Annotated in this window: 14 protein-coding genes and 2 pseudogenes; 10 read left to right on the forward strand and 6 right to left on the reverse strand. The window is 69.9% G+C overall.

Translation table 11 applies throughout. From position 1 onward, the window contains the following. Positions 1 to 33 precede the first annotated feature (33 nt). The gene (locus OG609_RS30670; protein WP_327275801.1) at positions 34 to 2,325 is read right to left on the reverse strand and encodes an FdhF/YdeP family oxidoreductase; all 2,292 of its coding nucleotides are present in this window, start codon (positions 2,323 to 2,325) and stop codon (positions 34 to 36) included. A 158-nt stretch (positions 2,326 to 2,483) separates the two neighbouring features. Here OG609_RS30670 and polA point away from each other — a divergent pair, with 158 nt between their 5' ends. Beyond that, on the forward strand, positions 2,484 to 5,195 hold the full coding sequence (gene polA / locus OG609_RS30675) for a DNA polymerase I (protein ID WP_327275802.1): 2,712 nt from the start codon (positions 2,484 to 2,486) through the stop codon (positions 5,193 to 5,195). A 53-nt stretch (positions 5,196 to 5,248) separates the two neighbouring features. Here the strand turns inward: polA and OG609_RS30680 are convergent, their stop codons facing one another. Beyond that, positions 5,249 to 6,088, reverse strand: coding sequence for a DUF4184 family protein (locus tag OG609_RS30680; RefSeq protein WP_327275803.1), 840 nt, complete (start codon positions 6,086 to 6,088; stop codon positions 5,249 to 5,251). A gap of 186 nt (positions 6,089 to 6,274) precedes the next feature. On the opposite strand from OG609_RS30680, the gene OG609_RS30685 reads away from it, so the two are divergent. The 4 genes and pseudogenes from OG609_RS30685 (at position 6,275) to OG609_RS30700 (ending at position 10,287) form a co-directional block, all read left to right on the forward strand. Beyond that, positions 6,275 to 7,939: a lytic transglycosylase domain-containing protein gene (locus OG609_RS30685; protein ID WP_327275804.1), complete on the forward strand. Its 1,665-nt coding sequence runs from the start codon at positions 6,275 to 6,277 to the stop codon at positions 7,937 to 7,939. A 105-nt stretch (positions 7,940 to 8,044) separates the two neighbouring features. Then, a pseudogene (locus OG609_RS30690) lies at positions 8,045 to 8,985 on the forward strand (RNA-guided endonuclease InsQ/TnpB family protein); the annotation flags it as partial. Between the two features lie 119 nt (positions 8,986 to 9,104). Next, complete coding sequence (locus OG609_RS30695) at positions 9,105 to 9,242, forward strand: SPW_0924 family protein (protein ID WP_107451335.1); 138 nt, start codon at positions 9,105 to 9,107, stop codon at positions 9,240 to 9,242. Positions 9,243 to 9,276: 34 nt separating this feature from the next. Further along, positions 9,277 to 10,287, forward strand: coding sequence for a DUF3068 domain-containing protein (locus OG609_RS30700; protein WP_327275805.1), 1,011 nt, complete (start codon positions 9,277 to 9,279; stop codon positions 10,285 to 10,287). Here the strand turns inward: OG609_RS30700 and hrpB are convergent. Both hrpB and OG609_RS30710 read right to left on the reverse strand, forming a co-directional pair. After that, on the reverse strand, positions 10,274 to 12,772 hold the full coding sequence (gene hrpB / locus OG609_RS30705; RefSeq protein WP_327275806.1) for an ATP-dependent helicase HrpB: 2,499 nt from the start codon (positions 12,770 to 12,772) through the stop codon (positions 10,274 to 10,276). The two genes, OG609_RS30700 and hrpB, sit on opposite strands and share 14 nt — an antisense overlap. A 73-nt stretch (positions 12,773 to 12,845) precedes the next feature. Next, positions 12,846 to 13,670: a class I SAM-dependent methyltransferase gene (locus tag OG609_RS30710; RefSeq protein WP_327275807.1), complete on the reverse strand. Its 825-nt coding sequence runs from the start codon at positions 13,668 to 13,670 to the stop codon at positions 12,846 to 12,848. A 398-nt stretch (positions 13,671 to 14,068) separates the two neighbouring features. On the opposite strand from OG609_RS30710, the gene rpsA reads away from it, so the two are divergent. Further along, the gene (rpsA, locus tag OG609_RS30715; RefSeq protein ID WP_114243973.1) at positions 14,069 to 15,580 is read left to right on the forward strand and encodes a 30S ribosomal protein S1; all 1,512 of its coding nucleotides are present in this window, start codon (positions 14,069 to 14,071) and stop codon (positions 15,578 to 15,580) included. A 93-nt stretch (positions 15,581 to 15,673) separates the two neighbouring features. Here the strand turns inward: rpsA and OG609_RS30720 are convergent, their stop codons facing one another. Beyond that, positions 15,674 to 16,642 carry a right-handed parallel beta-helix repeat-containing protein gene (locus OG609_RS30720; RefSeq protein ID WP_327275808.1) on the reverse strand — a complete coding sequence of 323 codons (969 nt, stop codon included), beginning with the start codon at positions 16,640 to 16,642 and terminating at the stop codon, positions 15,674 to 15,676. Positions 16,643 to 16,885: 243 nt separating this feature from the next. Here OG609_RS30720 and OG609_RS30725 point away from each other — a divergent pair. The 4 genes and pseudogenes from OG609_RS30725 to OG609_RS30740 form a co-directional block, all read left to right on the forward strand. Then, positions 16,886 to 17,482: pseudogene (locus OG609_RS30725) on the forward strand (flavin monoamine oxidase family protein); the annotation flags it as partial. 310 nt (positions 17,483 to 17,792) lie between these two features. Further along, complete coding sequence (locus OG609_RS30730; protein ID WP_327275809.1) at positions 17,793 to 18,731, forward strand: PAC2 family protein; 939 nt, start codon at positions 17,793 to 17,795, stop codon at positions 18,729 to 18,731. Positions 18,732 to 18,770: 39 nt separating this feature from the next. Beyond that, positions 18,771 to 19,373: a dephospho-CoA kinase gene (coaE, locus tag OG609_RS30735; protein WP_327275810.1), complete on the forward strand. Its 603-nt coding sequence runs from the start codon at positions 18,771 to 18,773 to the stop codon at positions 19,371 to 19,373. A 68-nt stretch (positions 19,374 to 19,441) separates the two neighbouring features. Continuing rightward, a complete protein-coding gene (locus OG609_RS30740) occupies positions 19,442 to 19,810 on the forward strand; it encodes a tetratricopeptide repeat protein (protein WP_327275811.1) in 369 nt (122 codons plus the stop codon). A 99-nt stretch (positions 19,811 to 19,909) separates the two neighbouring features. Here the strand turns inward: OG609_RS30740 and OG609_RS30745 are convergent, their stop codons facing one another. Further along, entirely contained in the window at positions 19,910 to 20,167 is a 258-nt protein-coding gene (locus OG609_RS30745) for a DUF6343 family protein (protein WP_382898645.1), read from the reverse strand. Positions 20,168 to 20,268 lie beyond the last annotated feature (101 nt).

A 20,268-nucleotide genomic window follows, 5' to 3' on the forward strand; every position in this document is an offset into this window, starting at 1 on the left:
CTGAGCGAACGCTTAGTGGGTTGTGGGTACGGGCTACCTCGGGACGGTCCGCTCCTGGATGTTCTCGAAACGCACGACGACGGACTTGCTTGCGGGGGTGTTGCTGGTGTCGGCGGTGGAGCCGAGGGGGACCAGCACATTGGTCTCCGGGTAGTAGGCGGCGGCGCAGCCCCGGGCAGTCGGGTAGTGCACGATGCGGAAGCCGGGGGCGCGGCGCTCCACCCCGTCCTTCCATTCGCTGACGAGGTCGGTGTACGCACCGTCGGCCAGGCCGAGGGTGCGGGCGTCGTCGGGGTTGACCAGGACGACGCGGCGGCCGCCCTTGATACCGCGGTAGCGGTCGTCGAGGCCGTAGACCGTGGTGTTGTACTGGTCGTGCGAGCGCAGGGTCTGCAGCAGCAGCCTGCCTTCGGGGAGCTCGGGGTACTCGACGGGTGCGGCGGTGAAGTTGGCCCTGCCGGTCGCGGTGGGGAAACGACGCTCGTCGCGTGGGGCGTGCGGGAGGGTGAAACCGCCGGGGTGTGCGACGCGGGCGTTGAAGTTCTCGAAGCCGGGGACGACGCGGGAGATGCGGTCGCGGATCGTCGCGTAGTCCTTCTCGAACTCCTCCCAGGGGGTGGCCGATCCGGGGCCGAGGACGGCGCGGGCGAGGCGGGCGACGATGGCGGGCTCGGAGAGCAGATGCGGGCTCGCCGGGGTGAGGTTGCCGCGCGAGGCGTGGACCATGCTCATGGAGTCCTCGACCGTGACGAACTGCTTGCCGCTCGCCTGGACGTCCTTGTCGGTACGGCCCAGCGTCGGCAGGATCAGCGCGCGGGTGCCGGTCACGGCGTGCGAGCGGTTGAGCTTGGTGGAGACGTGGACGGTGAGGCGGGCGCGGCGCATCGCCGCCTCGGTGACCTCCGTGTCGGGAGTGGCCGCGACGAAGTTGCCGCCCATGGCGAAGAAGACCTTGGCATCGCCGTCGCGCAGGGCCTGGATGGAGCGGACGACGTCGTAGCCGTGGTGGCGCGGTGAGGTGATCGAGAATTCCTTGTCGAGCGCGTCGAGGAATTCGGGTGCCGGCCGTTCGAAGATGCCCATGGTGCGGTCGCCCTGGACGTTGGAGTGGCCGCGGACGGGACAGACTCCGGCGCCGGGGCGGCCGATGTTGCCGCGCAACAGAAGGAAGTTGACGACTTCGCGGATGGTCGGTACGGAGTGCTTGTGCTGGGTGAGGCCCATGGCCCAGCAGACGATGGTGCGCTTCGAGGCGAGGACCATCGCGAGGGCCTCTTCGATGGCGCCGCGGTCGAGGCCGGTGGCGGCGAGGGTCTGTTCCCAGTCGGCTCGGCGGGCCGCGGCCACGAACTCCTCGTAACCATGGGTGTGGTCCCGTACGAAGGCTTCGTCGACGGCGCCCTCGGTCTGAAGGATCATCTTGTTGAGGAGCCGGAAGAGGGCCTGGTCGCCGCCGATACGGATCTGCAGGAAGAGATCGTTGAGCGCGGCGCCCTTGATCATGCCCAGCGGGGTCTGCGGGTTCTTGAACCGCGCCAGGCCGGCCTCGGGCAGCGGGTTCACCGAAATGATCTTCGCGCCCGCGGACTTGGCCTTCTCCAGGGCGGAGAGCATCCGGGGATGGTTCGTGCCTGGATTCTGCCCGGCGACGATGATCAGGTCCGCCTGGTGGAGGTCCTCCAGCGAGACGCTGCCCTTGCCGATGCCGATGGTCTCCGTCAGCGCCGAGCCGGAGGACTCGTGGCACATGTTGGAGCAGTCGGGGAGGTTGTTCGTGCCGAACTCGCGGGCGAGCAGCTGGAGCAGGAACGCCGCCTCGTTGCTGGTACGCCCCGAGGTGTAGAAGAGCGCCTCGTCGGGGGAGGCGAGCGCGCCCAACTCCTCGGCGATGATGCCGAAGGCGCGCTCCCAGGTCACCGCCTCGTACCGCTCGGCGCCCTCGGGGAGGTACATCGGCTGGGTGATCCGCCCCTGCTGGCCCAGCCAGTACCCGCTGCGCGAGGCGAGATCGGCGACCGGGTGCGCGGCGAAGAACTCGGGGGTGACACGGCGCAGCGTGGCCTCCTCGGCGACGGCCTTGGCGCCGTTCTCGCAGAACTCCGCCGTGTGTCGCTTGTCGCTCTCGGGCCAGGCGCAGCCGGGGCAGTCGAAGCCGTTCTTCTGGTTGACCTTGAGGAGGGTCTGCGCGGTGCGCCGCACGCCCATCTGCTGCTGGGCGATGAGCAGGCTGTGCGCGACGGCCGGCAGTCCGGCGGCGGCGCGCTGCGCCGGCTCGACCCGTGGCGCATCCTGGACCGGGTCACCGGTGGGCGGCTTCGTGGCCATTTCGTGCTCCCCTTTGAGCAACTGCGAACCTGCGCTGTGCGCTGTACGCAGTGATGCGGTACGTGTTCCGCCTTCGATCCTGTCACGAGGCACCGACAGAGCGTCCGGCGAGCCATGCCCGGTCGGGATTGTCAGTGGTCCGTGGCAGGATCGGGGGCGTGGCTGAGACGGCATCGAAGAAGACGGCAGACAACCGACCGCGCCTGCTCCTGATGGACGGGCACTCCCTGGCGTACCGGGCGTTCTTTGCGCTGCCTGCGGAGAATTTCACGACAGGGTCGGGGCAGCCGACGAACGCGGTGTACGGCTTCGCGTCCATGCTGGCGAACACGCTGCGTGACGAGGCGCCGACGCATTTCGCGGTGGCGTTCGACGTCTCCCGCAAGACCTGGCGCTCGGAGGAGTTTCCCGAGTACAAGGCGAACCGCTCGAAGACCCCGGACGAGTTCAGGGGCCAGGTCGAGCTGATCGGTGAGCTGCTCGACGCGATGCACGCCGACCGTTTCGCGGTCGACGGCTTCGAGGCGGACGACGTCATCGCCACACTGGCCACGCAGGCCGAGGCGGCCGGCTTCGAGGTGCTGATCGTCACGGGTGACCGGGATTCGTTCCAGCTGATCACGGACAACGTCACCGTGCTGTACCCGACGAAGGGCGTCTCGGAGCTGACGCGCTTCACCCCGGCCAAGGTCGAGGAGAAGTACGGGCTCACGCCGCAGCAGTACCCGGACTTCGCGGCGCTGCGCGGTGACCCGTCGGACAACCTTCCGGGCATCCCCGGTGTGGGTGAGAAGACCGCGGCGAAGTGGATCAACCAGTTCGGTTCGTTCGACGAGCTGGTGGAGCGCGCCGAGGAGGTCAAGGGCAAGGCCGGGCAGAATTTCCGGGACCACCTGGACGCGGTGCGGCTCAATCGCAGACTGACCGAGATGGTCCGCGACGTGGAGCTGCCGAAGGCCCCGCAGGACCTGGCGCGCGCACCGTACGACCGCACCGCGGTGACGGGCGTGCTGGACGTCCTGGAGATCCGTAACCCGAGCCTGCGTGAGCGGCTGCTGGCCGTCGACCCGGGCGCGGCCGAGGACGAGACCCCGGCGCCCGCCGCGGGCATCGAGCTGGACGGTGCGGTGCTGGGCGCGGGCGAGCTGGCGCCCTGGCTCGCCGAGCACGGTGGGCAGCCGCTCGGCGTCGCCACCGTCGACACCTGGGCGGTGGGCAGCGGCACGGTCACCGAGATCGCGCTCGCCGCGGCCGACGGGGCGGCGGCCTGGTTCGATCCCGCGGAGCTCGACGAGGGCGACGAGCAGGCGTTCGCCGCCTGGATCGCCGACGCGCGGCGGCCGAAGGTCATGCACAACGCGAAGAGCGCCATGCGGGTCTTCCCCGAGCACGGCTGGCAGGTCGACGGCGTCACGATGGACACCGCGCTGGCCGCCTATCTGGTCAAGCCCGGCCGCCGCTCCTTCGCGCTGGACGCGCTGGCGGTGGAATATCTGGGCAGGGAGCTGGCCCCCGCGGCGGCGTCCGACGGCCAGCTGGCCTTCGGCGCGGACGACCGGGCCGAGGCCGACGCCCTGATGACGCAGGCCCGCGCGGTCCTGGATCTGGGCGATGCGTTCACCACCCGGCTGGCAGAGGTCGGCGCGACCGATCTGCTGCACGGCATGGAGCTGCCGACGTCCGCCCTGCTTGCCCGTCTGGAGCGGCACGGCATCGCCGCCGACCGGGCCCATCTGGAAGGCATGGAGCAGCAGTTCGCCGGTGCGGTGCAGCAGGCGGTGAAGGAGGCGCACGCCGCGGTCGGCCGCGAGTTCAACCTCGGTTCGCCCAAGCAGCTCCAGGAAGTCCTCTTCGGCGAGCTGGGCCTGCCCAAGACGAAGAAGACGAAGACCGGGTACACGACGGACGCCGACGCCCTGGCCTGGCTCGCCGCACAGACCGAGCACGAGCTGCCGGTCATCATGCTGCGCCACCGCGAGCAGGCGAAGCTGCGGGTCACCGTCGAGGGCCTGATCAAGACGATCGCGGCGGACGGCCGTATCCACACCACGTTCAACCAGACGGTGGCGGCGACCGGCCGGCTTTCCTCCACCGACCCGAACCTGCAGAACATCCCGGTCCGTACGGACGAGGGCCGGGCCATCCGCCGGGGCTTCGTCGTCGGCGAGGGCTTCGAAACGCTGATGACGGCCGACTACAGCCAGATCGAACTGCGCGTGATGGCCCACCTCTCCGAGGACGCGGGTCTGATCGAGGCGTTCACCTCCGGCGAGGACCTGCACACGACGGTCGCCTCGCAGGTCTTCGGCGTCGGCAAGTCGGCCGTCGACCCGGAGATGCGCCGCAAGATCAAGGCCATGAGTTACGGACTCGCGTACGGGCTCTCCGCGTTCGGCCTATCCCAGCAGCTGAACATCGAGGCGGGCGAGGCGCGCGGCCTGATGGACACCTACTTCGAGCGGTTCGGCGGAGTGCGTGACTATCTGCACCGCGTGGTGGAGGAGGCCAGGGCCACCGGCTACACGGAGACGGTCTTCGGTCGTCGCCGCTACCTCCCCGACCTCAACAGCGACAACCGCCAGCGCCGCGAGATGGCCGAGCGCATGGCGCTCAACGCACCGATTCAGGGCACGGCCGCGGACATCGTCAAGGTCGCCATGCTGCAGGTCGACCGGGCGCTGACCGAGGCGAAGCTGAAGTCCCGGATGCTGCTCCAGGTCCACGACGAAATCGTCCTGGAGATCGCCGAGGGCGAGCGGGCACAGGTGGAGGAGATCCTCCGCCACGAGATGTCCACGGCCGTGCAGTTGCGCGCCCCGCTGGATGTATCGGTGGGTGTCGGTACGGACTGGGAGTCCGCAGCGCACTGACGTGGCGGCGCCGGACGGGCCCCGGGGGTTTGTTCAGACACCCCCCGGAGGAATTAGGCCCGTCCGGCGACCGAGGGTACGCAAGCGTGCGAGCGCCGCAGCCGTATCCACGCCCCGTACAGCACCAGACCCACCGCCAGTCCCGCCCCGGCGCCGAAGCAGGCGGTCGGGATGATGTCCAGCGGGGTGTCGATGTGCCCGAAGTAGGCATACCAGCGGGCGCACCGGTGCACGACGCCGAGCAGGACGCAGACGCTCAGCAACGCCCCCGCCGACCACCGCCCCCGACGGCCCAGCACCGGCACGGACGGCGGGACCGGGCGCGCCCCGGTCCGCCGCAGCCCCGAAGCCGTGAACCAGGCGAGCACGGCCAGTGCCACCGCCGAACTGCCGTACTGCACCATCTGGAACACGGGGAACCCGCCGACGCTCCCGTCGAGCACCGGCATCAACCGCACACCCCACCGGTCGTGATGGGTGAAGGCGTCCCAGACGACATGAGTGGCGGACCCGATGACCGCCGACAGCACGAACCACGCACCGTCCCGGACACCCCACGCCCCTGGGCCGGATCCGCGCCGCTGCCCTCGCACGAACGCATGCACCCGTCCCTGCCAGGCCCTCGGCAGCAGTGCCACCGACGGTTCGCGCAGCAGTAGCCACAGCGCCACCACGGCCGCGGTGATCAGCACATCGACCGTGAACACGCCCCACACCGAGTGGGTGATCCGCCCGAATTCCATGGCGCCCGGGATCGCGGTGTCCGCGTAGTACGTCATGTCGGGGGCGAACGAACCCGCGACGAGGGCAGAGGCGAGGAGCGGCCCGCGCGCCGTTCCGTCCCGCCGCATCCCCGGTAGCACGGCCGCGGCATGACTGAGTGTGAACGGCATGGCGGCAAGTATGCGTGAGCCGCCGTCACCTGCCCGACGACCGCCGTACAACTTGCTGTCCGGAACGTGAAAAACAGGTAAGAACCGGTCAGTGCACGGTGTTCCGGCGGCACAAGTTGCCGTAGGGTCGCCTGAGTCCTGGCGCTGGGGAGCGCGGACAGCCGTCGAAGGGGAGGGGCCAGACGTATGGCAGCGCAATTCGGTCGCCGACTTCGCAAGGGGGCGACCACGACCGCTGTGGCCGCAGTCGCCGTGGCGGCGCTCTCCGCCTCAGGGGCCCCTGGCGCAACGCTGGCCACAGGGAGTGGCGATCAGCAGTCCGCCGGAACGACACCTTCGCCCGACGACACCGCGGCCACCGGCAACTCGCCGTACTACACGGACCTGCCGCCGCTGAAAACGCCCAACAAGCCGGGAACCGCCACTGATCTGCCCATCACCGGCAGTGCGGAATCCGGCATACCGGCTTCGATCCTGGCCGCGTACAAGAAGGCCGAAGAGACCGTCGCCGGCAGCGACGCCGCCTGTCGGCTGCCGTGGCAGCTGCTCGCTGCGATCGGCAAGGTCGAGTCCGGCCAGGCCCGCGGCGGCAGGGTCGATGCGAACGGAACCACGTTCTCCCCGATCCTCGGCCCGGTCCTCGACGGCCGGGGCTTCGCCATGATCAAGGACACCGACAACGGGGCGTACGACGGGGATTCGACGCACGACCGTGCCGTCGGCCCGATGCAGTTCATCCCGTCCACCTGGGCGACCTGGGGCCAGGACGGCAACGGAGACGGCCGCAAGGACCCCAACAACATCTACGACGCGGCGCTCGCCGCCGGACGCTATCTCTGCGCCGGCTCCCGCGATCTGTCCATAGCCGCGGATCTCGACCGGGCGGTGCTGAGCTACAACCACTCGGACGCCTATCTCCGTACGGTCCGCTCCTGGTTCGACTACTACAAGCGCGGCACCCACGAGATCCCCGACGGCACCGGCACGGTCCCGCCCGACCTCGGCGGCGGAACTGACCCGAGCCCGAACCCCGGCACCCCCGGCGCCTCGCCGTCCCCGACCCCGCCTCCGAGCTCGAAGCCGAAGCCGCCGAAGCCGGGCGGCTCCACTCCGACCAGTCCGAAGCCCACCCCACCCACGCCCTCGCCGTCCCAGACCGTCGCACGTGTGGAGAACGCCGGCACCGGCACGCTCACCGCGACTGCGGGCGACGCGTTCGCCGAGCGGATCAAGGTGCGGGCCACGAACAAGCTCGGCGGTTCGCTCGCCAAGGCGTCCGTGACGTTCACCATCGCCGGTGACACGGACGCCACCTTCGCCGGCGGGAAGAAAGCGGTCACGCTCCTCACCGGAGCCGACGGCACGGTCACCGCCCCGGTGCTGCAGGCGGGCGAGAAGACGGGGCAGTTCACGGTGCGGGCCGTCGCCACCGGCCGCTCGCTGCCCGCCGTCAGCTACACCGCGACCGTCACCGCCCGGCAGGCCGACGCGGTCGCCAGGACCGACGAGAAGGCACTGACCGCCGCGCCCGGCGCCGAGTTCGCCGACGCCGTCGAGGTCAAGGCCACCTACAAGGGCGCGGTCGCCGCCGGTGTCGCCGTCACCGCAACCATGATCACCGAAGCCGCGGAGCCGGTGGAGAACGACAAGGGCCCGTACTTCAAGGACGCGGACGGCAAGACGGTCCGTACCCTCACGGACCTCAAGACCGACGCCGACGGCATCCTGAAGCTCCCGAAGATCTACGCCGACGGCACCGCGGGCACGTACAAGCTGCGCCTCACCACCGAGGGCGGCGCCACGGTCGTCATCGAGCTCAAGGTCGAGGCTCCGCAGGCCCCCGCAGCCTGACCCGCCCGGCCGCACGTCACTCACGACAGCCCCTCCGCCACCACCCGGCAGAGGGGCTGTTCTGCCTCTGATCTTGGCCAGTGCTCCGCCCTCCAGGGCAGGGGTGACGTCCCTCAGGGCCGGGACCAGAACATCGTGCGCGTGCACCGCCGCTGGGGCATGGCCAACATTCCCAAGGTGGGCCGGCTCCGGTTCCGGTGGACCAAGGACCTGCCCGTGGGCAAGCACGCAGGCGCGGAGAACCGGATCACCGGGGCACGGCTGGTCAAGGACGCGCGCTCGGCTGGCACATCGCCTTCCGTGTCCAGAGCGTTGAGGTCAAGCCCGAGCCCCACCAGGGGCCGGAAGCCGGCATCGACGTGGGCGTCACCGTGCCCATCACCCTCTCGGACGGCGAGACGTACGAGCACGGCGAATGGCTGCCAAAGAAGGAGAAGGCCAGGCTTCTGCACCTGGAGCGGCGCGCCGCGCAGCGCAAGCAGCACCGCAAGCCCGGCGAGCGCACCAGCCGCCGGCTGCACCGCACCTACGACCAGATCGCAGGACTCCGCGCGAAACCCAAGCGCGGGGCCCTGGACCGGCAGCACCAGACGACCACCGCCATCGCCCGCACATACGGCACCGTCGTGGTCGAAGCACTCACCATCACGAACATGGTCAAGTCGGCCAGGGGAACCATCGAGGAGCCAGGGAAGAACGTTGCCCAGAAGTCCGGGCTGAACCGCTCCATCAGCAAAGAGGCATGGGGTCGCACGGTCACCATGCTGACGTACAAGACCGCCCGGCTCGGCGGCACCCTGCACAAGGTCCCCGCCCCCGGCACCTCCCAACGCTGCTCGGCGTGCGGCTACACCACGCCCGGCAACCGGGAGAGCCAGGCCGTGTTCGTGTGCAAGAACCCCGACTGCGGCTGGTCGGGCAACGCCGACCACAACGCAGCCCGGAACGTCTTGCACCTGTACCGGATGGACCTCGCGCTCATCCCGGCTGCCGGGAGGACAGTCGTCAGGCGTGCGAAGCGCGTCAAGCCCGCTGCCGCAAGGTAAGCAGGAATCTCCCGGCCTCAGCCGGGAGAGCACTTCAAGTGTTCTCATCTCGCGCCCGCATTGCTACGGTGCCCCAACCCTGACGATCCATCAGATCCGTACTCTTCGGGAGGACCGGCATGCGTGCCCTCGTCGCCGCCGCCATCGGGCTGGCCGCAGCCCTCGCGCTCGTCTTCACCATCACCACGATCGGCGCCCCGCCCGGAGAGACCTCGCCCAAACCCCTGCTGACCACCGTCCCGGGCCCCAAGAACTAGCCACCGGAAGAAGTAGCTGAGGGAGGGCACCACCATGCGCCGCAGAGCCAGCCTCGTACTCCTGGCCTTCGCCGTCTTCTTCGCCGCCATGTCGCCACTGCTGCGCTGGTACGCCTTCCCGAGGCTGGCGAAGATCCCGCCCAGCCAGTACCAGGAGACGGTGCTGGAGGCGAAGCCCGCCACCCTCCTCGACTACAACGACAACATGAAGGTCAAGCAGGTCCCCAAGGTCACCATCGTGCAGACCCTCAAGGGCAATGTGGAGGAGTCCGAGAAGATCGAGCGCAGCGCAGGCCGCGACGTCGTCGTCTGGGACTCCCTCAGCTACGTCGCCGACCCGAACGGCAAGATGGTCTCCGAGATCCCCGAGCGCTACATCTTCGACGCCCACAGCCAGGCCCCCGTCCACGCCACCGGCGAAATGGTCGACGGCGACCCGGTCAGGCGCGAGGGCATCGAGTTCAAGTGGCCCTTCCTCACCCAGAAGCGCGACTACGAGTACTTCGACGCCCAGACCCGCACGAGCTCGCCCATCCACTACAGGGGCACCCGCACCTTCCACGGCATGGACGTCTACTACTTCGAGCAGACCATCCCCTGGACCAAGGTCCCGATGCCGAAGAAGATGCCCATCAAGGGCGTCACCGCGGAGCAGGTCGCCAAGACGGGCATGACCCGCTGGTACACCACCAAGCGGATGTTCTGGGTCGACCCGGTCACCGGAGCGCCCGTCAACGGCGAGGAGATCCACAAGGAGGAGCTGCGCAACGCCAAGGCGATGGGCATGTCCCAGGACACCGTCACCGCGTTCGCCGGGCATGTGAAGATGCGCGAGGACTACGTGGATTCGATCGTTGCCCTGGTCAAGTCCCAGCGCGTGCTGGTCCTGCTGCTCACCTCGTACCTGCCCTGGGGCTTCGTCGTCCTCGGCGCAGGCCTGCTCGCGCTCGCCCTGTGGCTGGAGGCGCGCTCCCGGCGTCCGGACGGCGAACTGCCCGACGGGGCACCGGCACCCGACCCGGACCCGGAACCTACTCCCGCCTGAGCCGCGCCTTCGTGAACCGGGTCGCCTCCACCGTCGTGGGGTCCTGTGGCCACGGATGCTTCGGATAGCGGCCGCGCAGCTCCGCCCGCACGGCCCGGTAGCCGTCCCGCCAGAACGACGCCAGATCCGCGGTGACGGCCGCGGGGCGGCCGGCGGGGGAGAGCAGATGGACGAGCACCGGCACCCCGGCCACCCTCGGGGTCTCCTGCAGGCCGAACAGCTCCTGGAGCTTCACCGCGAGCACGGGCTGCGCCCCGCCGTACTCCACCCTGATACGGGAGCCGCTCGGCACCTCGATCCGCTCCGGTGCCAGCTCGTCCAGCCGGGCCGCCTCACCGGTCGCCCACGGCAGCAGCCGCCGCAACGCCTGCCCCGCGTCGACCTGCGCGAGACCGGAGCGCCGCCGCGCGCGTGACAACTCGGGCTCCAGCCACTCCTCGGTACGGTCCAGCAGCGCACCGTCCGACACGTCCGGCCAGGGCGCGCCCAACGTCCGGTGCAGAAAGGCGAGCCGCTCCCGCAACTGCTCGGTCTCACGCGTCCAGCGCAGCAGCCCGAGCCCTTCGCGCCGCAGACCCTCGATCAGCGCCTCGCGCACCAGCTCGGGCGCCGGATTCTTCAGCGGGCGCACCGACAGCTCGACGGCACCCAGCCGCTCCACCCTGCGGGCCACCACATCGCCGCCGGCCCAGCGGACCTCCTCGCCCGCGAAGCGCAGATGTCCGGCGGCCCTCCGCGCCGTGTCCTCGTCGACGACGGCGGCGATCCGCACCTGCGCGGACGCGGAGTGCGCGGGCCGGTCGGCGACCGCGACCGCCAGCCACGGCGCGCTGCGCAGCCCCGACCCGTCCCGCAGCTCCGCACCCGTACCCGACACCATCAGGAACGCCCCCTCGCCCCGGGCCCGCGCCACCCGCTCCGGGAACGCCAGCGCGGCCACCAGACCGACGGTTCCATCGTCCGGACCGGAACCCCCACCCACGTCCTTGACCGACGAGGACAGCCGCCGGACCTCCTGCCGCCAACGCGCCGCATAGCCGTCCCCGCCCCGCCGGGCGGTACGCAGCGCCGCCGCCAGATCATCCCCGTATTCGCGCGGCGGCTCCTCGCTCAGCAGCGCCACCACCTCGGCCGCCCGGCGGCCGCCCACCTCGGCAGCGCCGTCCAGCAGGGCCCGCGCCAGCCGCGGATGCAGGCCGAGCCGCGACATCCGTACGCCCCGGTCGGTCACCCGCCCGTCGGCGTCCACCGCGCCGACTGCCGTCAGCACCTCGCGTGCCGCGCCCATCGCACCCGCGGGCGGCGGATCGAGCAGCGCCAGCCCCGACGCGTCCGGATCGCCCCAGCACGCTGCCTGCAACGCGAACGCCGCCAGATCCGCGACCTTGATCTCGGGGGACGGGAACCGCGCCAGCCGCCCGTCCTCCGCCTGCTCCCAGCACCGGTACACCGCTCCCGGCGCCTCACGCCCGGCCCGGCCCGCCCGCTGCCGCCCCGCCGCCTGCGACGCCCGTACCGTCGTCAGCGCGCTCAGCCCCCGCGCGTGATCGGTACGCGGCTCCCTGGCCAGCCCCGAGTCGACCACGACCCGCACCCCGGGCACCGTCAGGGACGACTCCGCCACCGAGGTCGCCAGCACCACCCGCCGACTGTCGGACGCCCCGGCCAGCACAGCGTCCTGCACCGCCGCCGGAGCCCGCCCGTGTACCTGGAGCACCTCGGCGGCCACCCCCGCCAGCTGCCCCGCCACCCGCCCGATCTCGCCGACACCGGGCAGGAAACAAAGCACATCGCCCTCCCGTTCGGCGAGCGCCCGGCGCACCGTCGAGGCGACATGCGTCAGCAGCGCCGGATCGACCCGCATCCCGTGCGGCGGCCGCACCGGCCCGGCGGGCGGGGCCCAGACCACCTCCACCGGATGCGAAACACCCTGCGCCTCCACCACCGGAGCGTCGCCCAGCAGCTGTGCCCAGCCCTCCGCGTCCGTCGTCGCGGACGCGGCGACCAGCCGCAGATCGGGCCGGATCGCCTCCCGCACATCGAGAAGGAACGCGGCGACCGTGTCCGCGTCCAGATGCCGCTCATGACACTCGTCGATGATCACCGCATCGACCCCGGCCAGCTCCTGGTCGCGCTGCAGCCGCTGGAGCAGCACCCCGGTGGTCACCACCTCCACCACGGTGTGGGGCCCCACCACCCGCTCCCCGCGGACCGTGAAGCCCACCCGCCCGCCGGCCTGCTCACCGACGAGCCACGCCATCCGGCGCGCCGCCGCTCGCGCCGCGATGCGCCGCGGCTCGGCGACCACCACCCTGCGCACCGGGCCACCCCCGGTCAGACCGGCCAGGACCAGCGGTACGAGGGTCGTCTTGCCGGTGCCGGGCGGTGCGCACAGCACCGCGACACCGCGGTCGTCGAGGGCCCGCTCCAGGGCGGGCACAGCGGTGCGTACGGGCAACTGGTCCAGGGCGTCGGTACGGATCACGCTCCCAGTCTCGTACGAGACACCGGGGCTCCCGTACCCCGAGACCGGTCCCAGGACCTCCGTATCAGTCCCGTCAGTCCCGTACGCAGACGAAGATCGCCGTCCCCGGGATCAGACTGCCACGCAACGGGGACCAGCCGCCCCACTCCTGCTTGTTCCAGGCGGGCCACTCCGGTTCGACGAGATCGGTCAGCCGGAATCCGCCGGCCACCACGTCCCGCACCCGGTCGCCCAGCGTCCGGTGGTGCTCGACGTACACGGCATTGCCCTGCTCGTCCTGCTCGACATAGGGAGTGCGGTCGAAGTACGAGGACGCGACGGAGAGCCCCTCGGGACCCGGCTCGTCCGGGAACGCCCAGCGGACCGGATGCGTCACAGAGAAGACCCAGCGGCCCCCGGGGCGCAGCACCCGGTGCACCTCGCGGAACACCTGCACGGGATCGGCGACGAACGGCACCGCGCCGTAGGCGGAGCACGCCAGGTCGAAGGAGCCGTCCCGGAACGGCAGCACCCCGGCATCCGCCTCCACCAGCCGGACCGCCGGCACATCGCTGCCGCCGATCCGCAGCGCGTGCTGCAGCTGCCGGTGCGAGAGGTCCAGGGCCACCGGGCGGGCGCCCTTGGAGGCCAGCCAGCGCGAGCATTGCGCCGCGCCCGCACCGATCTCCAGGATGTCGAGGCCCTCCAGCGACTCGGCGGGGCCGAGCAGACCGGCCTCGGCCTCGTCGAGCCCCTCCGGACCCCAGACGAAACGGTCGTCGCCGAGGAAGGCGCCGTGGTCGCTCTGGTACTCGTCGGCGTTCCGGTCCCACCAGCCGCGACTTGCCCGGCTGCTCTCGGCCTCCGACGCGCTGCGGCGAGTCGCTTCGGGTTCGGCCGCGTAGATCTCTTGGCTCATCGTGTCCGTCGTTGTAGTTTGCCTTCACCCCCGCCGCACGCGGTACGCACCCAGGGGCACCCGTGAGCACGGCTCCGTACCCACGATTATCTCCCGGGGCCGATGTGGCCTCGGAGAACACGAATTGTGCCGGATATGGGGCGTTGTGCCCCCGGTGTGCGCCTTCGCGCATTGACCGTGCCCGGCTGCCCCCGTATGCTACAAGTTGCGCTGCGAGCCTGCGCGCCTCAGACCTAGCAGGCCGCGCTCGCATCTGTTGCATGTCCCCTCGGTTCACGAGGCGCTTCCCGTTCGGCGGGTCCGGTGCTTCCCGAGCTGTCCGGCTTCTGCAGAGGTGATACGGGCTCCCGGCGTAGCAGTACCTACGACTCACTGTCCGTACCGGAGCCCTTTCCCACATGACGAGCAGCACCGAGACCACCGCCACCACTCCGCAGGTTGCGGTCAACGACATCGGCGACGCGGACGCGTTCCTCGCGGCGATCGACGAGACGATCAAGTACTTCAACGACGGCGACATCGTTGACGGTGTCATCGTCAAGGTTGACCGGGACGAGGTTCTCCTCGACATCGGTTACAAGACCGAAGGCGTCATCCCGAGCCGCGAGCTCTCGATCAAGCACGACGTCGACCCGAACGAGGTCGTCAAGGTCGGTGACGAGATCGAGGCCCTGGTTCTCCAGAAGGAGGACAAGGAAGGCCGCCTGATCCTCTCGAAGAAGCGCGCTCAGTACGAGCGTGCCTGGGGCACCATCGAGAAGATCAAGGAAGAAGACGGCATCGTCACCGGTACCGTCATCGAGGTCGTCAAGGGTGGTCTCATCCTCGACATCGGCCTCCGCGGCTTCCTGCCGGCCTCGCTCGTCGAGATGCGTCGTGTCCGCGACCTTCAGCCCTACGTGGGCAAGGAGCTCGAGGCGAAGATCATCGAGCTGGACAAGAACCGCAACAACGTGGTCCTGTCCCGCCGTGCCTGGCTGGAGCAGACCCAGAGCGAGGTCCGTCAGACCTTCCTCACGACCCTGCAGAAGGGCCAGGTCCGCTCCGGCGTCGTCTCCTCGATCGTCAACTTCGGTGCGTTCGTGGACCTCGGTGGCGTCGACGGTCTCGTGCACGTCTCCGAGCTCTCCTGGAAGCACATCGACCACCCCTCCGAGGTTGTCGAGGTCGGCCAGGAAGTCACCGTCGAGGTCCTCGACGTCGACATGGACCGCGAGCGCGTCTCGCTGTCTCTCAAGGCGACGCAGGAAGACCCGTGGCAGCAGTTCGCCCGTACACACCAGATCGGGCAGGTCGTTCCCGGTAAGGTCACCAAGCTCGTTCCGTTCGGTGCGTTCGTGCGTGTCGACGAGGGCATCGAGGGTCTGGTCCACATCTCCGAGCTGGCCGAGCGCCACGTGGAGATCCCGGAGCAGGTCGTCCAGGTCAACGACGAGATCTTCGTCAAGGTCATCGACATCGACCTCGAGCGTCGTCGCATCAGCCTCTCGCTGAAGCAGGCCAACGAGGCCTTCGGTGCCGACCCGGCTTCGGTCGAGTTCGACCCGACCCTGTACGGCATGGCCGCGTCCTACGACGACCAGGGCAACTACATCTACCCCGAGGGCTTCGACCCCGAGACCAACGACTGGCTCGAGGGCTTCGAGGCTCAGCGCGAGGTGTGGGAGACGCAGTACGCCGAGGCGCAGGCGCGCTTCGAGCAGCACCAGGCCCAGGTCATCAAGTCCCGCGAGGCCGACGAGGCCGCTGCTGCCGAGGGCGCTGCTGCCCCGGCCGGTGGCGCCCCGGCTGCCTCCGGCGGCAGCGGTGGCGGCTCGTACTCCTCGGAGTCCGCGGACAACTCCGGCGCCCTGGCGTCGGACGAGGCCCTGGCTGCCCTGCGCGAGAAGCTGGCGGGCGGCCAGAGCTGACGCTCTGCCCCTCCGGCCGGTGATCGGCTGCAGTAGCTGAAAGTGAGGCCCGCTCCCTTCGGGGAGCGGGCCTCACTCGTATCCGCGGCGCGGTTATGGAGTGACAGTGATGTTGGTCAGGCCCTTGCCGCCGGTCACCGTGTTGCTGCTGTAGACGGTGGTCGGGCAGCTCGCGCTGTAGTTGGCCACGTTGAACGCGATCTGCTTGTCGCCCGTGGAGCCGGTCAGGTCCGAGGTGTTGTTGCGGAAAACGGTGCCGCAGCCCCAGCCGCTCTGCTGGGTGTGGGTCTCGTAGCCGTTGTTGGTCGTACGAGAGCCCTTGTTGCCCTCGACCAGGACGTCGTTGCCCTTCACGTCGACCCAGGAGTCGTCGTAGTTGGCGCCGGTCAGCCCGCTGCCGTCGAAGGTGTTGCCGGTGATCTGCGCCCCGGTGGTGCCCTCCTTGATGTCGACGTTCTCGCCGCCGACCCCCGGTCCGATCGTGTTGTTCAGGATCCGGACCTGGTCGCTCCTGTCGGTGAGATCGCCCGCCGTGCCGACGTAGACGCCCTCGCCCATGCCGCGGCCGTCGTGCCCGGTGTCGTAGATCCGTGAGTTCTTGATGACGCCGTTCTTGCTGGACCTGCGGAAGTGGACGCCCTCCATGTCCAGATCGTGCACGGTCACCGAATCGATCACGACCCCGGTGGCGGTGTCGGCCATGATGCCCTTCTGGCCGCCGGTGACGGTGATGCCCTGGACGGTCCAGTAGGAGGCGCCGTTGAGGTGGAGTCCGTAACCGCCGCCGGCCGTGAGGACTGCCTTGGCGGAGCCGGTGAGGGTGATCCGCGTGGAGGCGGTGCCGGGGACGGCCGCCTTGAAGTTGCCGGTGTAGGTGCCGTCGGCAAGGTGGATCGTGTCGCCGGGGACCGCGGCGGTGAGGGCGGACTTGAGCTGGGCGGCGGTGCTCACATCAATGACCGTCGCCGCGTGCGCGTGCGCGGTGGTGGTGGAGGTGAGGGCGAGGCCGCCGGTGGCGAGCGCGGTGGCCAGCAGGGCGGGGAGCAGCGTGCGGGTACGCATGGGGGTGCCTTCCCGTCGAAGAAGTTCAAGAGTTCTCGTACATGAATGTGGGGCGAGTCCCTGAACGTGCTGCCCAGTGACGGTAAGGGTGAGGTGTGGCCATGTCAAGGTCTGGACCATTGTCCGTGGCGGTGTCGAGTGGGGTGAACGGAGAGAAACGTGCGGGATGCACGAGTAACTGACGGCCCGTAACGCGCCCTTGCCAGGATCCCGGCAACTCGAGATCCGAAGGGGAGCCGGGACATGACGCGCACTTCGCGCAACTCGCCTGTGGTGGCGGGCGCGAGCTGCCGCACCGGTGGAATCGTCGGACTCACCACCGCGTACGAACTGGGCAAGGCGGGCTACGACTGTACGGTCCTGGAGGCCCGGAGCCGTACGGGCGGCCGCAACTTCACCGTGCGCGGCGGCGATTCCACCACCGACACCTACGGCAACCAGCAGACCGCGCACTTCAGTGACAGGCAGTACATGAACGCGGGACCCGCCCTGATCCCACAGTGGGTGGTCACCCTCGACCACTGTCGCGAACTCGGCGTCCCCATCGAGGTGTTCACCAACGTGAACGTCAATGCCCATACCTTCAACGAGAAGGCCGGCATGAAGGCCCCGGTGCGCTACCGCACCGCCAAGGCCGACGTGTACGGCTCTGTTGCCGAACTCCTTTCCAAGGCCCATGACATGGGGGCGCTCGACCGTCGGATCACCGCGGAGGACCAGGAGCGACTCCTGGAGTTCCTCAAGGACTTCGGTGACATCGGTGGCTCCCTCGCTCACACCGGCAGTCCCCGGCGCGGCTACCGCATCGACCCCGTGGCCGCCGGCACCCCCGGTGAGGAGTCACGTCCGCGCGGAAGGCGGTGACGGCGCCGCACACCCGCGTTCTCGCATAAGACCGACCGGCAAATGGGGGGTGGCGCCGCGGGGCTGTCCACGCACACCTGCGGCGTTGTCGTCAGTCAACAACGCTCCGCGTCGCCTCCATCCTCCGCCTTGCAGCCGCACGCACCCAGCCCCGTTCCTTCTCCCACCCCCCATTTGCCGGTCGGTCCGAGTTCTGGCATGAAACGCCGGGTGAAGGGGCACGGTCCGGGAATGCCCGTGCTCCGCCGGGCGTTCTTCTCCAAGAACACGAGGAGGAGCGGTAACCGTGCCTGATCCGCAGAGTTTGTACGAATGGGAGCCGAAGGGACTGGCCGTCGTCGACATGGCGCTCGCCCAGGAGTCGGCCGGCCTGGTCATGCTCTATCACTTCGACGGGTACATCGACGCGGGTGAGACCGGTGAGCAGATCGTCGACGGTCTGCTCGAAACGCTGCCGCACCAGGTCGTTGCCAGCTTCGACCACGACAGGCTCGTCGACTACCGCGCACGGCGCCCGCTGCTGACCTTCCGGCGAGACCGCTGGGCGGCCTACGAGACCCCGACGCTTGACGTGCGGGTCGTCCAGGACGCCACCGGAGCACCCTTCCTGCTGCTTTCCGGGCCCGAGCCGGACGTGGAATGGGAGCGCTTCGCCGCCGCCGTCGAGCAGATCGTCGAACGCCTCGGTGTCCGCCTCGCGGTGAACTTCCACGGCATCCCGATGGGCGTACCGCACACCCGCCCCGTCGGCATCACCCCGCACGGCAACCGCACGGACCTCATGCCCGGCCACCGCAGCCCGTTCGACGAGGCGCAGGTGCCCGGCTCCGCCGAGGCACTGGTGGAGTACCGGTTGATGGAGGCCGGACACGACGTCCTCGGTGTCGCCGCCCATGTGCCGCACTACGTCGCCCGCTCCGCCTACCCGGACGCGGCGCTCACCGCCCTGGAGTCGATCACGGCCGCGACCGGCCTGGTCCTGCCGACCGTCGCCCATGCACTGCGCACGGAGGCTCACCGCACCCAGACGGAGATCGACCGGCAGATCGACCAGGGCGACGAGGAACTCGTCTCGCTCGTGCAGGGCCTTGAGCACCAGTACGACGCGGTCGCGGGCTCCGAGACCCGGGGCAACCTGGTCGCCGAGCCGGTCGACCTGCCGTCCGCCGACGAGATCGGTCTCGAATTCGAGCGATTCCTCGCGGAGCGCGAGGGGGACGCCTGACCGGCCGCGCACGTCACCCCTCGTACTAGGCTGCCCGGCATGCTGAAAGTGGGCCTGACCGGTGGGATCGGCGCCGGCAAGAGCGAAGTGTCACGGCTGCTCGTCGGATACGGAGCCGTGCTGATCGACGCGGACCGGATCGCCCGGGAGGTCGTGGAGCCGGGGACCCCCGGTCTCGCGGCCGTCGTCGACGCGTTCGGTGCCGGCATCCTCACCGCCGAAGGCACCCTGGACCGCCCGAAGCTCGGCTCGATCGTCTTCTCCGACGCCGACCGGCTCGCCACCCTCAACGCGATCGTCCACCCGCTGGTAGGCGCCCGCTCCGCCGAGCTGGAGCGGGCAGCGGGCCCCGACTCGGTCGTCGTCCATGACGTCCCCCTCCTCACGGAGAACGGCCTCGTCCCGCTCTACGACCTGGTCGTCGTCGTGGACGCCAGTCCCGAGACCCAGCTCGACCGGCTCGTACGGCTGCGCGGCATGACCGAGTCCGAGGCCCGCGCCCGCATGGCCGCGCAGGCGACCCGGGAACAGCGGCGTGCCGTGGCCGATCTGATCGTCGACAACGACGGACCGCTGGAGGAACTGGAACCGCAGGTCCGCAAGGTCTGGTCGGAGCTGACCCAGCGTGCCGTGGCCGGCTGATTTCCGTAACGGAATACCGGACAGTGGCCGGACGTTGAGAACGCGGTAGCGAAGGGAAGGATGCGATCGTGCCCGAGAGGACTCCGGAAACCAACGTCATCGACTTTCGCGCGGCCGAACACCTGTTGGCGGCGCACGACCCCCGGGGCGCGGTCAAGCTCCTGGACTCGGTGATCGCGTCCCATCCGGAGAGCACCGCCGCCCGGCTGCTGCGGGCCCGCGCCTTCTTTGCCGCCGCCCAACTGCGCCCTGCCGAGCTCGAATTCGAACTCGTCCTGGAGCGCGAACCGGACAACGCCTTCGCGCACTTCGCGCTCGCCCGCACCTTCGAGCGCTCCGGCCGCTCCGACCGGGCCACACGCCACTTCCGGCTGGCCGCCGCACTCGACCCGAACCCGGAGTATCTGAAGGCGGCCCGCTTCCGTACGGAGGGCTGACCGCTCCGCACCGAGGACTGATCGCTCCGTACGGAGGGCTGACGCCCACCGCCGGGTCCGGGCGTGCGCCGCGGCTCGTCCCGGCCCCGGCGCGTCCGGTCAGTGCCCGTACCTGCCGCGTCCGCCGTGGTCGGGTTCGTACGGCGGGATATTGCGGCCCGGCTGATAGTGCGGGCCCTGGTGGATGTGGTGGACGATCACCGCGATGTCCACGAGGACCAGCAGGAGCAGCAGACCACAGGCCGCGGCCCAGCCCGGGCGGTCGGTCAGCGTGAACGCAGCCAGGCCGAAGACGGCCCAGGCCAGCCCCCATAGACTCAGGCAGAGCCGCAGTCGCAGAGGACTGCGTGCAGTCATCGGTTCATTACCGGTACGCATGGCGATCGCCTCTCCTACCAGGATGGACCCGCGACGGTGCTTTGGGACATGGCGACGTCGGATCGGATTGAGGGGATCGT

This window comes from Streptomyces sp. NBC_01224 (assembly GCF_036002945.1).
Classification (GTDB): domain Bacteria; phylum Actinomycetota; class Actinomycetes; order Streptomycetales; family Streptomycetaceae; genus Streptomyces.

Coding starts and splice junctions, on each gene's coding strand:
- OG609_RS30670 (WP_327275801.1), bottom strand. CDS start 2,325: ATGGCCACGAAGCCGCCCACCGGTGACCCGGTCCAGGATGCGCCACGG.
- OG609_RS30680 (WP_327275803.1), bottom strand. CDS start 6,088: ATGCCGTTCACACTCAGTCATGCCGCGGCCGTGCTACCGGGGATGCGG.
- OG609_RS30685 (WP_327275804.1), top strand. CDS start 6,275: ATGGCAGCGCAATTCGGTCGCCGACTTCGCAAGGGGGCGACCACGACC.
- OG609_RS30695 (WP_107451335.1), top strand. CDS start 9,105: ATGCGTGCCCTCGTCGCCGCCGCCATCGGGCTGGCCGCAGCCCTCGCG.
- OG609_RS30700 (WP_327275805.1), top strand. CDS start 9,277: ATGCGCCGCAGAGCCAGCCTCGTACTCCTGGCCTTCGCCGTCTTCTTC.
- OG609_RS30710 (WP_327275807.1), bottom strand. CDS start 13,670: ATGAGCCAAGAGATCTACGCGGCCGAACCCGAAGCGACTCGCCGCAGC.
- rpsA (WP_114243973.1), top strand. CDS start 14,069: ATGACGAGCAGCACCGAGACCACCGCCACCACTCCGCAGGTTGCGGTC.
- OG609_RS30720 (WP_327275808.1), bottom strand. CDS start 16,642: ATGCGTACCCGCACGCTGCTCCCCGCCCTGCTGGCCACCGCGCTCGCC.
- coaE (WP_327275810.1), top strand. CDS start 18,771: ATGCTGAAAGTGGGCCTGACCGGTGGGATCGGCGCCGGCAAGAGCGAA.
- OG609_RS30745 (WP_382898645.1), bottom strand. CDS start 20,167: ATGACTGCACGCAGTCCTCTGCGACTGCGGCTCTGCCTGAGTCTATGG.